The sequence below is a fragment of the Vibrio sp. 2134-1 genome (assembly GCF_033339495.1).
The window spans coordinates 1-717 of record NZ_JAWOUS010000399.1 but is presented as its reverse complement, the minus strand read 5'-3'; the positions used below and the strand labels follow the sequence as shown (position 1 = coordinate 717).

The 717-nt window shown below is 49.0% G+C and carries 1 protein-coding gene; it reads left to right on the top strand.

All coding sequences use genetic code 11. From position 1 onward, the window contains the following. The coding region (locus tag R7R78_RS26240) for an aconitase family protein (protein ID WP_263856323.1) at positions 1–717 on the top strand (717 nt) is incomplete at both ends.

Here is a 717-nt window from a genome sequence, read left to right as displayed (position 1 = left end):
ACAAGCGCGCGCTAAAACGATGAAGATCGAAGTAAAAGGCAAAGTGGCTCCGGGTATCACGGCTAAAGATATCGTGCTAGCCATCATCGGTGAAACCACAGCTGCTGGCGGTACAGGTTACGTAGTTGAATTCTGCGGTGAAGCGATTACTGACCTTTCTATGGAAGGCCGCATGACAGTATGTAACATGGCCATTGAATTGGGCGCAAAAGCAGGCCTAATTGCACCAGATGAAACCACGTTTGAATACATCAAAGGTCGTAAGTTCTCACCGCAAGGCGCAGATTTTGATGCTGCAGTAGAGTACTGGAAGACGTTAAAAACTGACGCAGATGCCGAATTTGATGCCGTAGTAACGCTAAATGCTGCTGACATCAAACCACAAGTAACTTGGGGCACAAACCCAGGTCAGGTCATTGCCGTTGACCAACCGATTCCAGCACCAGAAAGCTTCACTGATCCAATCGAAAAAGCGTCTGCTGAAAAAGCATTGGCTTACATGGGCCTAGAAGCAGGCAAATCACTGTCTGACTACCAAGTAGATAAAGTGTTTGTAGGCTCTTGTACGAACTCTCGCATCGAAGACATGCGCGCTGCCGCCGTCGTGGCGAAAGGCCGTAAGGTCGCATCGCACGTTCAAGCATTGATTGTCCCGGGCTCAGAACAGGTGAAAGCACAAGCAGAAGCCGAAGGCTTGGATGTCATCTTTAAAGAAGC